Genomic DNA, 15,431 nt, shown 5'->3' with positions numbered 1-15,431 from the left:
AGGGAAGAGGTTACGGGAGGAATCGGCAAAGGGGCCGACAGCAGGCCATCTTCATACATGGCCGGAATAATAGGACTGGCACGGGTCAGAACTCGAATCAATCAAATTCCCTACTCGCTATGGAACCTGTATTCGCCGTATCTCTTATGCGCTTAGAGGGACGAGATCATTGACCGACGATGAGGAAAAGCGCCGCAAAAACATAAGAGACCAGGTCTTACAGCGTGGTTTCCAAAATGTTGTGCGCAGTGCGAGTGCCCCGCCTCTTCCAACAAATGGCAGGTTCAAAGAGCTGCTCGAGCGACTCGAAGAAAGCGAAGAGCGTGCAGCCCGGGCGGCTAAACCCCCTCGCGACTAGTATCGCAAAACCGATCTATTCTATCCGAATGATTTGACCATTGGACAGTTCGAAGATGCCGCTACTACCTCCTTACGGTCGAAAGGTGTTTCTGCTCGCGTCACCTATAAAATACTATACACGTCAGAGCTGTGTCTGATATTGCCTGTTGACACCATATAGCTGTCGGCGTTTTTGCGGGCGCGACCGTTCCCAAACGGAAGTGAGCGAAGACATCGGTTTGGCTATCCAATTTCGCTCGTTGGCTGACCCGCTCCTCCGGGAGAAAGTGGTCCGACGACTCCATTATTCTCCCCTCCGGGGGCTCTAACGCTGACGAGAGCTGCTATGAACCAGAGCCGAATGCCGCAAATTTCCGGGCGCACCCTGGGCCTCGATCCCGGCGTTGCATTTGGCCTCGCAGTCGCGATCGTTTTTTTCATTCTTAGCGGGCTTGTGGCTTATTTCAATCTTCAGGCCTTGCGCGAAGGTAATGAACGCGTTGTGCAAACGCACGTCGCCATTGTTACGCTGGATGAGCTGTTGTCGCTTGTTCAAGACGCCGAGACTGGCCAGCGTGGTTTCCTGCTCACCAACAAGGAGACATATCTGGCGCCGTATAACACGGCGCTTCAGGCCATACCGAAGAAACTCGATGAGATCGGCCAGCGGACCGCCGGCAATTCGGGTCAGGGCCAAAGGCTGGTCACGCTCCGACAACATGTCGAAGCCAAGCTCGCAGAACTCGCCGAAACCAACGAGCTTCGGCGCACCCAAGGTCTGGATGCGGCCCTTGCTATCGTCAATTCCGATCGCGGCAAAATCGAAATGGATGGGATCCGCTCACAAATCGCGGCCATATCGGCCGGGGAGGGCGAAGTCCGCCGCCAACGGCTAGCCGAGATGGCGAGCGCTCAGAAGACGGCCTTCCTCAGCACATTATTTTCAGGGATTCTTGGTATTGCCCTGACCGCGACGATCGGCTTTCTGATCCGCAGGGCGACCTTGGCCCGCCGACGCGACGAATGGCTGCAAAACGGCCAGGTCGGATTGACCTCGGCCATGATGGGAGACCAACCTGTTGAGCAACTCGGCAACAGCATTCTCGACTATCTGGCGCTCTATGTAGGTGCCGTTGCCGGCGCCGTCTTCACCGGCGGTGGCGGTCAATTTCAGCGCGCCTCTGTCTACGGCGTTCCCGACGAGGCAAGCGTGCCGAACGCCTTCAAGCCGCGCGAAGGGCTGCTCGGTCAGGCAGTAGCGGAAGCCAGATTCATGGTGCTCGGCGAGGTGCCGGATGGATACCTGGCTTTCGGCTCCGCGCTCGGCAAGGACAAGCCGAAGCATCTGGTCATTTTTCCAGGCAGCGTCGACGGCATCGTTAATTCGGTTATCGAGCTCGGCTTCCTGCAGCCGGTAGACGAGCGCGTCATCGCGCTTCTTGACCGCGCTTCCGAAGCGGTCGCCATCGCCGTGCGGTCGGCCAACTATAGGGGCGAACTGCAAAACCTCCTCGAAGAGACCCAACGACAGTCGGAGGAGTTGCAGACCCAGTCCGAGGAGCTCCGGGTCTCGAACGAGGAGCTCGAGGAGCAGAGCCGCGCCCTGAAAGAATCGCAGGCTCGCCTTGAGCAGCAGCAGGTCGAGCTCGAACAGACCAATGCCCAGCTCGAGGAACAGGCCCAGCAGCTGGAGGGACAGCGCGACGATCTCGAACGCGCCAACGCGGAAGTGCAAACCAAGGCGCGCGAGGTGGAACAGGCGAGCCAGTACAAGTCGGACTTCCTCGCCAACATGTCCCACGAGTTGCGCACGCCACTCAACTCCTCTCTGATTCTCGCCAAGCTGCTCGCTGACAATCCCGACGACAACCTCACGGAAGAGCAGGTCAAATTCGCCAAGACAATTCAGTCGTCGGGCAACGATCTTTTGAACCTCATCAACGACATTCTCGATCTGTCGAAAATCGAGGCTGGCCACGAGGAGATACGCCCCGAGACGCTCTCGGTCGAGCGTCTGGCCAATAATCTCCGGCAGGTTTTCCAGCCTCTCGCCATGGACAAAAAGCTCGACTTTGCCATCGACATTGCTGCGGATGCCCCTCCGACGATCGAGACGGATGCGCAGCGGCTCGAACAGGTGCTCAAGAACCTGCTCTCCAATGCGATCAAGTTCACCGAAGCTGGACAAGTCCGGCTCTCGATTCATACGGCCGGCGACGGCAATGTAGCGTTTGCCGTGTCTGACACCGGCATCGGCATCGCCAAAGAGCAGCAGCGCAGTGTCTTCGAAGCTTTCCACCAGGCCGATAGTACCATCAGCCGCCGGTATGGTGGCACCGGGCTTGGCCTATCGATCTCTCGACAGCTGGTGCGTCTCCTCGGTGGTACGATCGGGTTGGAGAGCGAGCCGGGGCGTGGCAGCACATTCACTATTACAATTCCCCAAAACTACAGTTCCGCAAATGTCGCGCCCCGAGAGCCGCTGGCGGGCGTGCCGGTGGCCTTGAGCCTTCAGCAGCCGGAGGCCCCTCGGCCCGCAGCGCCATCAAGTCCGTCGCGCAAGGTCGACGATGATCGCGATGCGCTGACGGACGCCAAGCGCATTTTGCTGGTCATCGAGGACGACGACACCTTTGCCGCGATCGTGCGCGACGTATCGCGTGACATGGGCTTCCAGTCCATCGTGGCCGGGACGGCCGAAGAGGCATTGAGGCTCGCCAAGCAATACTTGCCAAGCGCTATCGTGCTCGATGTCGGCCTGCCGGACCAGTCCGGCCTCGCAGTCCTCGACCGGCTCAAACATGACGTCAAGACCCGTCATATCCCCATTCATGTGGTGTCGGCGACCGATCAGGTCGAAACCGCCTATTCCCTCGGCGCAGTCGGCTTCGCAACCAAGCCCGTGACGCGCGAACAGTTGACACAGGTTCTGCAAAAGCTCGAAACCAAGCTGTCACAACGTGTGCATCGCGTCTTGATCGTCGAGGACGATCCGGTCCAGCGCGAGGCTGTGGCTAAACTTCTGAAGGCGGGAGACGTCGAAACCGAAACTGCCGGCACAGCCGCCGAATGCCTCGACCTTTTGAAGGATCAGACCTTCGACTGCATGGTGCTGGACCTGTCCCTGCCAGATGCTTCGGGCTACTCGTTGCTCGAGACGCTGAGCCAGGAGAGCGCCTATGCCTTCCCGCCGGTCATCGTCTACACGGGCCGGGAACTATCGGCGCACGACGAGCAGAAGCTGCGGCGCTACTCCAAATCGATCATCATCAAGGGCGCCAAATCCCCCGAACGCCTGCTCGATGAGGTAAGCCTGTTCCTCCACCAGGTCATCGCCGAGCTACCGGCGGAACAGCAGAAAATGATCCGCAGGGCCCGTAACCGAGATGCCCTGCTCGAAGGGCGCCGGATACTCGTGGTCGAGGACGACGTGCGCAATGTCTACGCGCTCACCAATATCCTCGAACCACGTGGCGCCATCGTCGATATTGCCCGGAACGGCCGTGAGGCCATCGAAGCACTGCAGAAAGAATCCGGTGCACCGATCGAGCTGGTGCTGATGGACGTCATGATGCCGGTTATGGACGGGCTCGCCGCTACCCGCGAGATCCGTAAGAACCCGGCCTGGAAGAAACTGCCGATCATCACGCTCACCGCCAAGGCCATGCCGGACGATCAACAGCGCTGCATCGAGGCCGGCGCCAACGATTACATGGCCAAGCCACTCGACGTGGAGAAGCTGCTGTCGCTGGTTCGCGTCTGGATGCCCAAATGACAGAAGTCACCGTGCCAGAGAAAATTGAGGACATCGAGATCCGGCTCCTACTTGAGGCCCTGTTCCTCAAGTACCACTACGATTTCCGCAACTATGCGATGGCGTCGATCAAGCGCAGGCTTAAACAAGCGCGCCAGCAACTGGGCTTTGCGACCTTCTCCGCGCTTCAGGAGAGCCTGTTGCACGATCCAGCCCTGTTGCCCCGGCTCCTGCGCTACTTGACCGTGCAGGTCAGCGAGATGTTTCGCGATCCCAGCTACTTCAAGGCAATGCGCGAGAAGGTGGTGCCGCACCTGCGGACCTATCCTTCACTCAAGGTCTGGATCGCAGGCTGCAGCACCGGCGAGGAACTCTACTCGCTCGTCATCCTGTTCCGCGAAGAAGGGCTCGAGGACCGCACGATCTTTTACGCTACGGACATCAATCATGAGGCGCTGCAGGCTGCCGAGGCGGGCATTTTTGCCCTCGACCGGGTGCCGCTCTTTACCGAGAACCATCGGAAATCGGGCGGAAAATCCTCGCTTTCCGACTACTATCAGGCGGCCTATGGCCGCGTGTCCTTCGACAAATCGCTGCGTCGGAACGTCGTGTTTTCCGACCATAGCCTGGTCACGGACGCCGTTTTCGCCGAAATGCATCTCATCTCCTGCCGCAACGTAATGATCTACTTCGATAGCGGCCTGCAGGACCATGCGCTTGGCCTGTTCAAGGATTCACTTGTCCGCAAAGGTTTCCTGGGGCTTGGCTCCAAGGAGAACCTGCGGTTTTCTCGCCACGCCAACGCTTTCGCCGACTTCGTGCGGGAGGAGAAAATCTACCAGAGGCGGGCCGAATAATGTCCGTTCAACCCGAAGCCATCGTCATCGGTGCGTCGGCGGGGGCGGTGGAAGCCCTTTCGGTCGTGCTGACAGCGCTCCCCGCCAGCTTTCGTTTGCCTGTCATCGTGGTCGTCCACGTACCGCCAGACAGGCGCAGCGTCATGGCCGAACTGTTCCAGGCCAAATGCGTGCTGCCGGTACAGGAGGCCGAGGATAAGCAGCCGATCGTCGGCGGCACGATCTATTTTGCCCCGCCGGACTATCATCTCCTCATCGAAGTCGACAGGTGTCTCTCGCTTTCGAGCGATGAGCCGGTTCTGTTTTCTCGGCCGTCGATCGACGTGCTGTTCGAGAGTGCTGCCGATGCTTATGGCCCCACGATGATCGCCATCGTACTGACCGGCGCCAATCACGACGGCGCTGCCGGACTGCGGGCCGTCGTCGACGCAGGCGGTAGGGGTCTCGTCCAGGACCCCGAAACCGCCTTTGCCGCTGCGATGCCCGAAGCTGCCATTCAAATGTGCCCAAGCGCCCGGGTTATGTCGCTTGAGGCAATCGCCCAATATCTGAAAGAGGTTTGACGCAAGCATGGAACCTGTCCCTTTTCTGCTGGTCGACGACCTTGAGGAAAACCTGCTGTCGCTGGAGGCGCTGTTACGGCGGGAAGACATTCTCCTGTTGAAGGCCCGGTCGGGCGACGAGGCTCTCGAGCTTCTGTTGGAGCATGACGTCGCGCTGGCACTTGTCGATGTTCAGATGCCTGGACTCAACGGTTTCGAACTCGCGGAGCTGATGCGTGGCAACGAACGAACACGTCGCATTCCGATTATTTTCGTTACGGCCGGCACCGGAGATAATCAGCGCCGGTTCCGCGGCTACGAGGCGGGGGCGGTCGATTTCATTCAGAAGCCGATCGAGCCGGACATCCTGCGCAGCAAGGTCGACGTCTTCTTTGAGCTCTATCGGCAGCGGCAGCATTTGGCAGCGCAGCGGGACGAGCTGGCGATGCAAGCTGACGCGCTAAAGGAGGCAGCGCGCCACAAGGACATCCTGCTGCAGGAGATCAACCACCGGATCAAAAATCTGTTCACCCTTGCGGCCGGGCTGATCTCCTTGAGCGCCCGTCCCGCCAAAAGCGTTGCCGAACTCGAGACGGACCTCAGGTCGCGCATGCACGCGTTGGCGCGGGCACATGAACTGACCTTGCCTGACTTCTCGCGCAACAGTGATGGCGCGCAGACCGCCACCACCGTAACGGCGTTGCTTAAGGCCATTGTCGCGCCGCACGATCATGACGCCGATTCACGCATTACGATCACCGGCTCGGACGCTCCCTTGACGGGGCAGGCACTGACCTCCTTCGCGCTGCTCCTGCATGAGCTGACGACGAATGCCGCGAAATACGGCGCTCTATCTTCCCCGGCTGGCAAACTGACGGTCGATGTTTCTGCGGCCGACGAACAGCTTCATCTGACGTGGGATGAGCGCGGTGGCAGCGTCCTTTCTCCGGCCCCCGATCGGGCTGGCTTCGGCACGACGCTCGAAACCGCGGCGCTACGCGGTCTCGGCGGCACAATTACGCGCGACTGGCGGGCCGACGGGCTCACTTTGTCGCTGAGCGTGCCGCTGGCAAGTCTGGTTGTCTGAAGCCGAGTCGATCGCCGAACAAGGCGGCTAAAGAACGAGCGGCGGGACTTCGTGCCGATTTTTTGAGCCGCCAATCGTGCTCAGCCACGCTCTCTGCAGCGGCGCCGACGATACCCACGATGCTCCAGTTTGCTGGGCGATCACTGCTCGGTTCAGCGCGCTCTGATAAAGACCGAAGAATTTTTGTCGTCGAGGAACTCGCGGGCCTTTCAGACCTTATCCGGGAGAATTCCCGGCTGCCTACGAGGCCTTCTCGGACCGACTTTTCGAATACAGCGTTCTGTAAACAGTCAATTGAAAGGAATTTTCATGACCCTGAGGGCCTTCGCTTTTAACAGCACGCTGAAGTCTTCCGCTTCTTCGGAGCCGTCCTCGACAGGCAGACTGCTGCAACTCATCGCGGAAGAGTTCAAAAAACACGGGGTTGAAATGGAAATCGTCCGGCTGGCGGATCATGACATCAAGCCGGGCGTGACATCGGATGAAGGCGAGGGTGATGCATGGCCGAAAATCAGGGAGAAGGTTCTTGAGGCCGATATCCTGCTGATCGGTACACCGATCTGGCTGGGACAGCCCTCGAGCATCTGCAAGCGGGCCCTGGAACGGATGGATGCTTTTTTAGAGGAGACCGACGATCGGGGGAGGATGGTGTCGTATGACAAAGTGGCGGCTGTCGCCATTGTTGGCAACGAAGATGGCGCTCACCATGTCTCGGCCGAGGTGTTTCAGGCCGTCAACGATGTCGGCTTCACAATTCCTGCCAATGCAGTGGCATATTGGGTCGGGGAAGCGATGGGCTCAACGAACTTCATTGATCTCGAAGAAATCCCGGAAGAAGTCGAGACAATGATCGCCATGCTCGCCCGCAACACCGCTCATCTCGCCGGAGTGATGAAACAGTCTCAGTATCCCGGCGAGGAAGAGTGACACATCGCCCCGCCCAATCCATGCATACCGAAGCGGAATTCTGAGTTTGAAAATTGAGCAATCGACGGAGGAAGCCATGACCCAGCTCAAGGATATTGATGGCGCGTCGAAACCGCCCGAGAAGGAAGATTGGGTCCTGATCGAGAAGGTTGACGGGAAGTTCGTTGCGGATGGATCGTTATCCGCGATCGACGGGCCCGCCTACTTCCAGCCGGAGCCATTTGATACGCTCGATGAAGCTGTCACCGCCTCGCTGGCTTGGGCCGAACTGAACGACATTCCATTCGTCTATGTGCGCGGCACCAAATAGTTGCGCGATGCCGCTGCTCTCTCCGCGAGCTTCGACAGCACAACAAAGACCACTTGTCGGCCCCATACTTTCGCATGAGGAAGATCAGACTCGGAACTTTAGCTCAGACCATTTGTTAGCTCCGAGTATCAATCTGCGAAAGGAGACCGAGACATGACAAAAGCTATCTTAATTGCATTCTTCAGCCTGGCCTTGGCCAGCGCCGCTGTCGCTCAAAATTCGGGCAGTGGCAATACTTCCGGTGGTGCATCCGGCAACACCGGATCGTCGGACAGTTCTGGCGGCTCCAATTCCAACTCCAATAAATCGGGTGGGGCTTCGGGCAATACAGGAACGCCCGACTCATCTGGCACTGCAACCCCGAACACAGGCTCCGGCTCGTCGAGTGACAAGCCTGCCGGCAGTGGAGCTCTCGACTGCCCGGACTCCTCCGGGACTGCGTCAGGAACGCAATCCACGACCGGCCAGCCACCGAAGGATTGCCCGAAATAGGCGAGAAAGCAACGACACCCGTCGTTGAAAACATCGGCGGGTTTCGCTCATTCAGTGATCGGCTGGATCCCTACTGGTTCGATCAAGAAGACAGTTCTGCCAGTTGGGGTAGCGTAGAAAGCTTTGAATTCGTGCACTATGATCAGCAATGTATGTTCACGCAGTCGCTTAAGCGTTAAAAGCAGATTGTGATCAAGGTCGCTCCTGCCGAAAGAGTAGTATTGATCCGACCAAAAACTCCTCCGCTGTATGATACGGCGCCACACGCTCATCATTGTGATCTCCAAGGCATGCATCGGGCTTAAGCAAATCTGTGGCCATGCGCCAGGCGGCGCACGGCGATCAATCCACGATCCCACGAACCAAAGCGCGTGGGGGAAGCCGGAAGAGCTATGTTTTAACGCGAAGTCGGAAGTTTTTGACTGGCTAACGGCACGCGTGTTTCACAATGCACTTTGACATACACAAATGTTGACAAAGTGCATATGCACATATATGTTTCCTGTATGAGTGAAAGATCATCAATGGCTGCCTGCAACAGCTTCGCAACCCGGCAGGCTTCCAGGTACATAACCCGGCTTTACGACCGTCACCTTTCAGCTGCTCAAGTGACCAACACCCAGTTCGGGATACTGGTGCTGCTCTGGGAAACCCCGGGCATGACGATGAGCGAACTTGCACTTGCGATGGTGATGGAACGAACCTCGCTGGTGCGCGCCATCAAGCCGATGGAAAGGGACGGCTGGTTGAAAACTGAACGGGCCGCACAGGAGAGCCGAAAGTTAGTGCTGTCGCTGACCGAGTCCGGACACAACAAGGTGCAGGCAGCTTTGCCCCTATGGCAAAAAGCCCAGCAGGAATTCGAGGCCCAGGTAGGGCCCGAAAAAGCCGCGCAATGGCGGCATGATTTTCTAGAGTTGACGCGCAACACCTAGGATCAGTCAGAATAACAAGTTTGCGCTTCGAAAAGTGTGTGTATGCACACAAAAAGTTTATGAGGAAAACATGACTAGGTATTTTAGAATCGCCACTGCCGCCAGTCTTCTGTACGGCATTACAGTTGCCAGTTCGCAGGCTCAGGCCGCCGAACCAAAGGGCAGGGCATTTCCACGGTGCTCGGCGCAGATGCGTCCGCAGTCACCTATTGGGTTAAGCAGCCAGACGGCTGGCATGTGGTGACCACGGTCGGCACGAACGGTGCAGATAACACTTATACCGAAAGTCGCGCTGTCGCCCGGTTCTCCGCAGTGCTGTTGCCCGGTCAGTCCCAATCCATCTCAGTCCCTGCAGAATTAGGTAAGCCGCAGTCTACGCTGCTTATTCGCCGCGTGGCCGATCGCATTGAAGTAGAGACCAACTCGGACCTGGTAAATTAGGACGTGGCCGTTAGCTCCGAGCCATGCGAGAGAGTACGAAGTGGGGGGGGCCATGCTGTTTGCGTATCCCATGGCCGCCCCAATAGCGTAGTTCCATAATTTACCTTATGCAAGTGTGTGTAGCGGCAAAGTCAGAATGTCCTTCAACCACATTGCACGATTGGCCCGCGATGGTGATGTCGTCGCTGATTGCGCGCAGGCCCATCGTATATTTGACCTAGTGCGCTGCCCCATCCACGATAACGTGATCGTAGTTCATCGAACACTTCTCGATCCGGGCATATACCTTGTAGACCTCGCGCAGCATGGCGACCGAAACCACCTCGCCCGGTTTTCCTTGGAGATGGCGCACGTATCAACAAGGGCTCCATGATCGACGGCAGTCAAGTCGAGTTGTCTCCCTCATCTGCAATCATCGCATCTGGCATCACGTCGCCGGCTCGCCTCCGCATATTGGAAGTAAATGGTCAGGCGATGTACGTCATCCAGCCACCGAAAGGTCCACAAGTGATCGTTTCGGCTAAAACTGGCGAGGTCGTAGCAGGCATTTCGAGCGAAGCTGCCAAGTCGATTGCCCAGTCTTTTTCCGGAACTGCGGTCAAAACGGCGTCGAACCCGCTGAACTATGATCAATGGATGGTTCACCATCAGTACGATAGGTATCGCCCATTCTACAAAATCTCGCTTGCCGATGAGGCGGGGACAGACCTCTACGTATCTCAACGCTCTGGCGAGGTAATGCAGCGTACGACAACCTTCGAGCGATCCTGGAACTATCTGGGATCTGTGCTTCACTGGATCTACCCAACGGTCCTGCGCCAAAACTGGGTAGCATGGGACCGTACCGTTTGGTGGATGTCACTTGTTGGCATCAGCCTGACAATCGCGGGCATCTGGCTGGGTATCGTTCGCTCGCACAAAAGCGCTAAATTCAACCAAGGGGCAATTTCTCCCTACAGGGGTTGGATGAAGTGGCACCACGTCGGGGGGCTGGTCATGGCCACCTTTGTCTTCACGTGGATACTGAGCGGCTGGCTCTCAATGGATCACGGAAGGATCTTCTCGACCGGCGAAATGACCGACGCTCAAGCTGAGGCGTATGTCGGGTTGACGGTAGCCCAAGCGGCAGAATCGGTATCGCCTGACACAATCAGAGCCATTCTTCCTGCCAGCGAGGTGGAAGTATCTGCTGTGGCGGGTAAGCCATACCTGCTTGCCCGTGGCCCCGAGGCCGCTCCCAAGATCGCGGAAATTCGTGATGGTAAGGTGGCTGCCCAATCCAACGCCTTTCCCAATGATGTCATCTGGCAGGCCGCTTCCATGGCGTACCCTGGACAAACAGCGGAGCGACCAACCCCGATCCCAGCCGACGATGTCTATGCGAACCTTCGATCGAGCGATGGTGTGGGCGGAGACGGTCTGCGCATCATTCTAAACGACGCCGCCAATACAGCCGTATATGTCAATCCGGTGACCGGCCGCGTCATTGAGGTCATTGACGCCAGCCGACGAACCTATCGCTGGCTATTCTACGGTCTGCACACCCTCGATTTTCCGTTCCTCTCCAACAACGCGATTTGGAAACCGCTAATGCTGACGCTTCTCACTGGCGGGTTCGCTTTTAGCGTAACAGGCGTTTTGATCGGATGGAGACGCTTACGTCGCAAATTTGCCAGATAGAAAGACCTCCAAGCATGACGTGCGCCCTTCACGAGAATCCGTGCTCGATGCGTGAGTAGACGAGCAAAGTGAGCGTGTTGATCTGCGAGCCGACGAAGGGCGCCGTCAGCGCGAGCACGGCGAGAATTGCAAGGATCTTCGGCACGAAAGTCAGCGTGATCTCCTGGATCTGCGTCAGCGCCTGAAACAGCGCGATGCACACGCCAGCAAACATCGCGGCGCCGACGGCCGGTCCGGAGGCGACAATCACGGTCCAGATGGCCTGATTGACGATATCGAGGGCGTCGGCTTCGTTCATCGTCAGCTGACCACGATGCCGGCGGTGATCGGCAGCGTCGCGCCGCCCTTCAGTGTTGCGATCATGCCGTCATTGTAGATGCGCACGGATTCGACGACACCGCTGATCTTGCCGTCGGCGCTGGTGACAGTCCGGCCGATGATGCCGTCGGCCTGCTGCAGAGAGGAACTGGCCAGAAGCTGGTCGAGTTTCGTGTTGGTCTGCACCGCCTGTTCGACACTGGAGAACTGGGCAAGCTGCGTGACCTGCTGGGTTGCATCCATCGGCTGGGTCGGATCCTGGTTCTTCATCTGCGCGACCAGCAGCTTCAGGAAGGTCTGGTAGTCGACACCCGGACCGTTTGTCTTGCTGGTGTCGTTGTTCGTATTCGTCTGTTGTGTGCCGACGGGTGGAACAGTGGTCATGCGTGTGCCTCCGGCCTCACGGCCTGGTCCGTTTGAGATGGAATGACGGGCGGGACTTCGCCTGCGAGAATCTGGGCTTCCAGGGTGTATAGCAGCCGGATCGATTTTAAAGCCTCGAAGACACGGTCGTTGAAGACTAGCTCGTCGATGAGCTTGAGCTCCTTGAGCATCCGCTGATTTTCGAAGGTCGTCAGCAAGGAGGCCAGCATGCGTTTGAACGTGCGATGAGCCTCATCCTTGATTGCAGGGTTGATCAGCATGATCTGCGCCGCAAAATAGAGCTGGCGCAGCGGCGTCGTGGTCTCATCGACCTGCATGACGTGGGTTTCGAGCAAGAAACTCACGTCGTTCATGAACTCGAGCGAGACCTTGCGGTCGGCGCGCAGCACGGCGCCGTTGACATAGATCTTTTCACCGGCACGAAGCGAGATCTTCATGATCAGAGTCCGTCCCGTATCGTTCGGGTGATTTCGATGATGCTGTCGTAGTCGGTCGACGTTTCCTGGCGGATCGCCTCGAGTTCCTTGAGGATGAAGATGCCGATCGAGATAAGCGAGGCACGCAGCTCTGGCGGCAATCCGTTGGCGGGGCTGCCGAGATCTTCGAGAACGAGCATCCACAGTCGCGAGGTGAACTGAACGGCCTCGATGCCCTTGAACGAATACCCGCCCTCGTCGCGCGCTTCCTCCAGCATCATGATCGACTGATCAAACAGCGAACGCTCGGTTTCCCTGGCGTTGTCGGCGCCGTCGCTCATGATGTCATCGTATCGGGCCTGGTACATGTTTGTTTCCGTTCACCAGCCAGCGCAGTGATTGCGCTGGTCACTATTTCAGATAGTTGAGCAAGCTCAGGCTTTGAATCTTGACGGTCAGTGCATAAGACGCCTGGATCTGTGTTGTAAGCGCATTCACGCGGGTGGCGGCCTCATTCGGATCGACGGCTTCAAGGTCGAGCACGGAGCTGTTGAAGACATTGAGCTGCACGGCCAGCCGGTCAGTCGCATCCTTGGTGCGGGCCTGCGCATTGCCGAGGAACGCCTGCGTGTCGGCGAGTGCGGTAATGGCGTCCGTCGTCGTCTTCGATGCCTTGCCGACGACTTCATCAAGGGCGGACTGGCTGAGACCGATATTGCCCAGCTCCGCAACCATGGTCATTGCCATCGCCATCTGCCGGAAACCGGCGCTGTTGGCGCTGACCGAGGTTTCGGCGATTTCAGTGGGTGCAATGCGGCTCTTGACCAGCGTATCGGAGGCCGACGACCAGTTTGCCGACCATGAGGCGGCGTCGAATTCGCCGGCAAAGGCGGTATCGAGATAATCCTTCATGGCGGCGGGCGTAATATTGGCTGTCTGCGGATCCGTGGTCGGAAAACCGAAATAGTCCTGGAACGACTGCAGGACGGCGGCTCGAGCCGGACCTCCCGCAGCGTCATAATCGGCAAGCGGCTTCACGTCGGTGTTGACACCCGCAAAAATATACTCGCCATTGAAGCTCGAATTGAGCAGCTCCGTCGTCGATTGCATCAGGTTTTTGGCCTTGTCGACAGCGACAGCCCTGCCCGCTGCACCACCTGACATTGCCGTCACCGTGCTCAGAAGGTCTTGCGTTCCCTTGATGATGCTGGTGAGCGCATTCTGCGACGTGGTCATTCGCTCCTTGATGACGCCGTTCGTGTCGGTCAGGACGGACAGTCGGTCATATTCCTTGCGCAGTGAGATGGACTGACCGGTGCGGCTGCCAAGGGTCAGTCCCTTGTCGAAAACGAAGCCGGTCGTTCCCTCCTGCTGTGCCTTGATCAGCTCGGATTGGGCTTTTGCCAGAATGTTGCGGGTCGCATTTGCCAGCATATAGGAGGAAACGGATTGGGTTTTCATATCTATGACGCCGCCTGAAGGAGTTCTTTCAACATGGAATCGATCGTGGAGATGATCCGCGCCGACGCACTATAGGAATGCTCGAGATCCAGGAGCGACTGCATTTCGGTGTCGATGTTGACGCCGGTCGCATTGGAGATGGCATCGCTTGCCCTGGAAGCCAGAATGCCATTGTATTCGTTGGTCTGCGTTGCAGACTGCCGCTTTGCCTCAAGCGAACTTATGGAGGCAGAGGAGAAGTCGAGCAGGCTCTTGTTGTTGCCGCCATTCGCCGTTGGATCGTAAATGCGCGGTGAGGTGATCGCGCCGATCAAATTCTGGAGACGTACCGAGAACCCGGCGGAGCCATCGGGGTTCTGGACGTAGTCCGGATTGGCCGGCACTGTGCCGCCGTCGCGCAAAAGCGCGGGATTGCCGCCTTCGCTCAGGACATAGGCCGATGAAACCTTGATGGTGCCGGCGAGACCCGGAAGGATCGTGCCATCCGCTGGCATTGCCGGTGCGCCGGGATAGGTGAACAGGCCCGGCACTGTCGGCAGCGTCGGCGGCGTCTTCTGATCGGACTCGGCGAACATGCTGACGAGGCTGCGCGCAATCTCGTCGAGTTGCTTCTGATAATCGGGCGCGACCTGATCGCGTAGCTGCAGCAATCCGGAAAGGCGTCCCGTGCCATAGGGCTGCTGGAACGTGTCGTGCGTCAGCGGCACGCCATCGATATAGACCTGGTCGCCCGAAGTGCCGGCGCTGAAGGCGCTGGTTGGCGTGAAGCTGACGGCGCGCGGCTTGCCTTCGAACAACGAGACGCCGTTCTGGGCAAAGATCACCATATCGTTGTCGCCGCGAACGAGCGTCGTAATGCCAATCTCGCCGGAAATCTGCTTGAGCAGGCCGTCGCGTTCGTCGAGCGCGTCCGACACGTCAGCGCCGGAGCGCGTGCCGTTGATCACCTTGGTGTTTACCGTTTCGAACTTGGCAAGCAGCGTATTCAGGTTCTTGACGGAGTCCGCGATGTCGGTATCGGCGTCCTGCCGCAGTTTCTGGATTTCGTCGTTGCCCCGGTTCAGGGCATTGGCAAGGTCGGCGGCTTTCGTGACCGCGGCCTGTCCTACCGTCGTATCGCTTGGCTTGTTCGCATAGAGCTGCAGGGCATCGCGCAGATCGCCAAGCAGGGCACTTGGCGACCCCGATGCGTCATTGGCGGAATAAATACCAGAAAGGCGGTCGAGACCGCCTTGAAGCGTGTCTGAGGCGCCGAGCTGGCTGTTGCTCTCGATATACTTGGACAGGAGCGCATCATCGGCGGAACGGGTGACCGATAGATATGTCAAGCCGCCTGGACCGCTGACCACCGAGCCGATGCGCCGGGTGAAATTGGGATCGTTGGCGCCGGCAATATTGCGCGACACCAAAGCAGTCTGCTTCGAAACGGTCGTTATCGCACCTTGAGCGGTGTTGAGCGCCGAAGTTAGTGACATACCCTTTGTCCAA

At 58.2% G+C, this 15,431-nt stretch carries 15 protein-coding genes and 1 pseudogene; 9 read left to right on the top strand and 7 right to left on the bottom strand.

Features of this window, described 5'->3' with window-relative positions; genetic code table 11:
• Nucleotides 1-685 precede the first annotated feature (685 nt).
• The 8 genes from BM074_RS21245 (at nucleotide 686) to BM074_RS21210 (ending at nucleotide 9,243) form a co-directional block, all read left to right on the top strand.
• Nucleotides 686-4,114, top strand: coding sequence for a response regulator (locus tag BM074_RS21245; protein WP_210186492.1), 3,429 nt, complete (start codon nucleotides 686-688; stop codon nucleotides 4,112-4,114).
• Entirely contained in the window at nucleotides 4,111-4,950 is an 840-nt protein-coding gene (locus BM074_RS21240) for a CheR family methyltransferase (protein ID WP_091925141.1), read from the top strand. Before BM074_RS21245 ends, BM074_RS21240 begins: the two co-directional genes overlap by 4 nt.
• The gene (locus BM074_RS21235) at nucleotides 4,950-5,513 is read left to right on the top strand and encodes a chemotaxis protein CheB (protein WP_091925138.1); all 564 of its coding nucleotides are present in this window, start codon (nucleotides 4,950-4,952) and stop codon (nucleotides 5,511-5,513) included. Before BM074_RS21240 ends, BM074_RS21235 begins: the two co-directional genes overlap by 1 nt.
• 7 nt (nucleotides 5,514-5,520) lie before the next feature.
• Entirely contained in the window at nucleotides 5,521-6,579 is a 1,059-nt protein-coding gene (locus BM074_RS21230) for a response regulator (protein WP_091925135.1), read from the top strand.
• A 309-nt stretch (nucleotides 6,580-6,888) separates the two neighbouring features.
• The gene (locus BM074_RS21225; RefSeq protein ID WP_091925132.1) at nucleotides 6,889-7,506 is read left to right on the top strand and encodes a flavodoxin family protein; all 618 of its coding nucleotides are present in this window, start codon (nucleotides 6,889-6,891) and stop codon (nucleotides 7,504-7,506) included.
• Between the two features lie 76 nt (nucleotides 7,507-7,582).
• Nucleotides 7,583-7,816, top strand: a complete 234-nt coding sequence (locus BM074_RS21220; protein ID WP_091925129.1) for a hypothetical protein — start codon at nucleotides 7,583-7,585, stop codon at nucleotides 7,814-7,816.
• A 153-nt stretch (nucleotides 7,817-7,969) separates the two neighbouring features.
• Nucleotides 7,970-8,308, top strand: coding sequence for a hypothetical protein (locus BM074_RS22850; RefSeq protein ID WP_139217696.1), 339 nt, complete (start codon nucleotides 7,970-7,972; stop codon nucleotides 8,306-8,308).
• A gap of 524 nt (nucleotides 8,309-8,832) precedes the next feature.
• Nucleotides 8,833-9,243 (top strand): MarR family winged helix-turn-helix transcriptional regulator, encoded by a 411-nt coding sequence (locus tag BM074_RS21210; RefSeq protein ID WP_210186491.1) that lies wholly within the window; start codon nucleotides 8,833-8,835, stop codon nucleotides 9,241-9,243.
• A 658-nt stretch (nucleotides 9,244-9,901) separates the two neighbouring features.
• On the opposite strand, the pseudogene BM074_RS23455 reads toward BM074_RS21210, so the two are convergent.
• Nucleotides 9,902-10,021, bottom strand: a pseudogene (locus BM074_RS23455) (ABC transporter ATP-binding protein); the annotation flags it as partial.
• Between the two features lie 32 nt (nucleotides 10,022-10,053).
• Here BM074_RS23455 and BM074_RS21205 point away from each other — a divergent pair.
• The gene (locus BM074_RS21205; protein ID WP_091925121.1) at nucleotides 10,054-11,364 is read left to right on the top strand and encodes a hypothetical protein; all 1,311 of its coding nucleotides are present in this window, start codon (nucleotides 10,054-10,056) and stop codon (nucleotides 11,362-11,364) included.
• Nucleotides 11,365-11,392: 28 nt separating this feature from the next.
• Here the strand turns inward: BM074_RS21205 and BM074_RS21200 are convergent, their stop codons facing one another.
• The 6 genes from BM074_RS21200 to flgK are packed head-to-tail and all read right to left on the bottom strand — an operon-like array spanning nucleotide 11,393 to nucleotide 15,418.
• Nucleotides 11,393-11,662, bottom strand: a complete 270-nt coding sequence (locus BM074_RS21200; protein WP_027233065.1) for a flagellar biosynthetic protein FliQ — start codon at nucleotides 11,660-11,662, stop codon at nucleotides 11,393-11,395.
• Between the two features lie 2 nt (nucleotides 11,663-11,664).
• The gene (gene flgD / locus BM074_RS21195; RefSeq protein ID WP_091925119.1) at nucleotides 11,665-12,066 is read right to left on the bottom strand and encodes a flagellar hook assembly protein FlgD; all 402 of its coding nucleotides are present in this window, start codon (nucleotides 12,064-12,066) and stop codon (nucleotides 11,665-11,667) included.
• Nucleotides 12,063-12,503, bottom strand: a complete 441-nt coding sequence (flbT, locus tag BM074_RS21190) for a flagellar biosynthesis repressor FlbT (protein ID WP_091925116.1) — start codon at nucleotides 12,501-12,503, stop codon at nucleotides 12,063-12,065. Before flbT ends, flgD begins: the two co-directional genes overlap by 4 nt.
• Before the next feature lie 2 nt (nucleotides 12,504-12,505).
• On the bottom strand, nucleotides 12,506-12,850 hold the full coding sequence (gene flaF, locus BM074_RS21185) for a flagellar biosynthesis regulator FlaF (protein WP_027233068.1): 345 nt from the start codon (nucleotides 12,848-12,850) through the stop codon (nucleotides 12,506-12,508).
• Nucleotides 12,851-12,893: 43 nt separating this feature from the next.
• Complete coding sequence (locus tag BM074_RS21180) at nucleotides 12,894-13,943, bottom strand: flagellar hook-associated family protein (RefSeq protein ID WP_091925113.1); 1,050 nt, start codon at nucleotides 13,941-13,943, stop codon at nucleotides 12,894-12,896.
• Nucleotides 13,944-13,945: 2 nt separating this feature from the next.
• Entirely contained in the window at nucleotides 13,946-15,418 is a 1,473-nt protein-coding gene (gene flgK / locus BM074_RS21175) for a flagellar hook-associated protein FlgK (protein WP_091925111.1), read from the bottom strand.
• Nucleotides 15,419-15,431 lie beyond the last annotated feature (13 nt).

It is taken from the genome of Phyllobacterium sp. CL33Tsu, from assembly GCF_900113985.1.
GTDB classification, from domain to species: Bacteria; Pseudomonadota; Alphaproteobacteria; order Rhizobiales; family Rhizobiaceae; genus Phyllobacterium; species Phyllobacterium pellucidum.
This window is presented reverse-complemented; position numbering and strand designations above follow the sequence as displayed.

Excerpts from the sequence above, each read along its gene's own strand:
- BM074_RS21245 (WP_210186492.1), top strand. The coding sequence starts at position 686 with ATGAACCAGAGCCGAATGCCGCAAATTTCCGGGCGCACCCTGGGCCTC.
- BM074_RS21200 (WP_027233065.1), bottom strand. The coding sequence starts at position 11,662 with ATGAACGAAGCCGACGCCCTCGATATCGTCAATCAGGCCATCTGGACC.
- flaF (WP_027233068.1), bottom strand. The coding sequence starts at position 12,850 with ATGTACCAGGCCCGATACGATGACATCATGAGCGACGGCGCCGACAAC.
- BM074_RS21240 (WP_091925141.1), top strand. The coding sequence starts at position 4,111 with ATGACAGAAGTCACCGTGCCAGAGAAAATTGAGGACATCGAGATCCGG.
- BM074_RS22850 (WP_139217696.1), top strand. The coding sequence starts at position 7,970 with ATGACAAAAGCTATCTTAATTGCATTCTTCAGCCTGGCCTTGGCCAGC.
- BM074_RS21205 (WP_091925121.1), top strand. The coding sequence starts at position 10,054 with ATGATCGACGGCAGTCAAGTCGAGTTGTCTCCCTCATCTGCAATCATC.
- BM074_RS21225 (WP_091925132.1), top strand. The coding sequence starts at position 6,889 with ATGACCCTGAGGGCCTTCGCTTTTAACAGCACGCTGAAGTCTTCCGCT.
- flgK (WP_091925111.1), bottom strand. The coding sequence starts at position 15,418 with ATGTCACTAACTTCGGCGCTCAACACCGCTCAAGGTGCGATAACGACC.
- flbT (WP_091925116.1), bottom strand. The coding sequence starts at position 12,503 with ATGAAGATCTCGCTTCGTGCCGGTGAAAAGATCTATGTCAACGGCGCC.
- flgD (WP_091925119.1), bottom strand. The coding sequence starts at position 12,066 with ATGACCACTGTTCCACCCGTCGGCACACAACAGACGAATACGAACAAC.
- BM074_RS21230 (WP_091925135.1), top strand. The coding sequence starts at position 5,521 with ATGGAACCTGTCCCTTTTCTGCTGGTCGACGACCTTGAGGAAAACCTG.
- BM074_RS21180 (WP_091925113.1), bottom strand. The coding sequence starts at position 13,943 with ATGAAAACCCAATCCGTTTCCTCCTATATGCTGGCAAATGCGACCCGC.
- BM074_RS21220 (WP_091925129.1), top strand. The coding sequence starts at position 7,583 with ATGACCCAGCTCAAGGATATTGATGGCGCGTCGAAACCGCCCGAGAAG.
- BM074_RS21235 (WP_091925138.1), top strand. The coding sequence starts at position 4,950 with ATGTCCGTTCAACCCGAAGCCATCGTCATCGGTGCGTCGGCGGGGGCG.
- BM074_RS21210 (WP_210186491.1), top strand. The coding sequence starts at position 8,833 with ATGGCTGCCTGCAACAGCTTCGCAACCCGGCAGGCTTCCAGGTACATA.